General features: G+C 70.8%; 1 protein-coding gene. It reads left to right on the forward strand.

Going from position 1 to position 1,618, the window contains the following annotated elements; all coding sequences use genetic code 11:
- The coding region (locus H4N64_RS44080; protein ID WP_186288247.1) for a DUF4118 domain-containing protein at positions 1-1,618 on the forward strand (1,618 nt) is incomplete at both ends.

Here is a 1,618-nt window from a genome sequence, read left to right on the forward strand (position 1 = left end):
GGTGGAGCGCGGCACGGACTGTGTGGTGGCGTTCGTGGAACACCACCACAGGCCGCGCACCGAGGTCATGCTGCACGGCCTTGAGCAGGTCCCACGGGGCGAACTGGACTACCGGGGCACCTCCTTCACGGAGATGGACATCGACGCGGTCCTGGCGCGCCGTCCCCACGTGGCGCTGGTGGACGAGCTGGCGCACACCAACATCCCGGGCTCGCGCAACAGCAAGCGGTGGCAGGACGTGGAGGAGCTGCTGGCGGCCGGGATCGACGTCATATCGGCCGTCAACATCCAGCACCTGGAGTCCCTTGGCGACATAGTGGAGTCCATCACGGGAGTGCGCCAGCAGGAGACCGTGCCGGACGAGGTGGTGCGCCGCGCCGACCAGATCGAGCTGGTCGACATGTCGCCACAGGCGCTGCGCCGACGGATGGCGCACGGCAACATCTACCAGCCGGACAAGGTCGACGCGGCCCTGTCCAACTACTTCCGGCCCGGCAACCTCACCGCACTGAGGGAGCTCGCGCTGCTGTGGGTGGCCGACCGGGTCGACGAGTATCTCCAGCAGTACCGCAGCGAACACCGGGTGTCGAAGATCTGGGGTTCACGGGAGCGGATCGTGGTCGGGCTGACCGGCGGTCCGGAGGGGCGCACGCTGATCCGGCGGGCCGCGCGGCTGGCCGAGAAGGGTGCCGGCGGTGAGGTGCTCGCCGTCTACATAGCCCGCAGCGACGGGCTGACCTCGGCCTCGCCGAAGGAACTCGCGCTCCAGCGCACCCTGGTGGAGGACCTGGGCGGCACTTTCCACCATGTCGTCGGCGACGACATACCGGCCGCGCTGCTGGCCTTCGCGCGAGGAGTGAACGCCACCCAGATCGTGCTGGGCGTCTCCCGGCGCAAGAGCTGGCAGTACGTCTTCGGGCCCGGCGTCGGCGCCACGGTCGCCCGCGACTCGGGCCCCGACCTCGACGGCCATCTGATCACCCATGACGAGGCGGGCAAGGGCAGGGGCGGCCTGTCCCTCCCCCGGGCAGCCCGGCTCGGCCGGCTGCGCATCCTGTGGGGCTGGGCCGTCGGCGTGCTCGGCCCCGCCCTGCTCACCTTCCTGCTGACCGGCGTCGCACCCGAAGTCGGCCTCGCCAACGACATGTTGCTGTTCCTGACCCTGACGGTGGCCGCAGCGCTGCTCGGCGGACTGCTGCCCGCGCTGGCCTCGGCGCTGGTCGGTTCCCTGCTGCTGAACTGGTACTTCACCCCGCCCGTGCACACCCTGACCATCGCGGACCCGGAGAACATCGTCGCCATCGCGATCTTCGTCGGGGTCGCCGTGTCGGTCGCCTCGGTGGTCGACCTGGCCGCCCGGCGCACCCAGCAGGCGGCCCGGCTGCGCGCCGAGTCGGAGATCCTCTCCTTCCTCGCCGGCAACGTGCTGCGCGGCGAGACCGGTCTGGAGGACCTGTTGGAACGGGTCCGCGAGACCTTCGGGATGGAGTCCGCCGCGCTGCTGGAACGGCAGAGCGACGTCGACCCGTGGACCTGCGCCGGAAGCGTGGGACCGCGGCCGTGCACGAACCCGGAGAACGCGGACGTCGACGTGTCGGTCGGGGACCACCTGGCGCTG

Source organism: Streptomyces cupreus (assembly GCF_014257025.1).
Lineage (GTDB): Bacteria > Actinomycetota > Actinomycetes > Streptomycetales > Streptomycetaceae > Streptomyces > Streptomyces cupreus.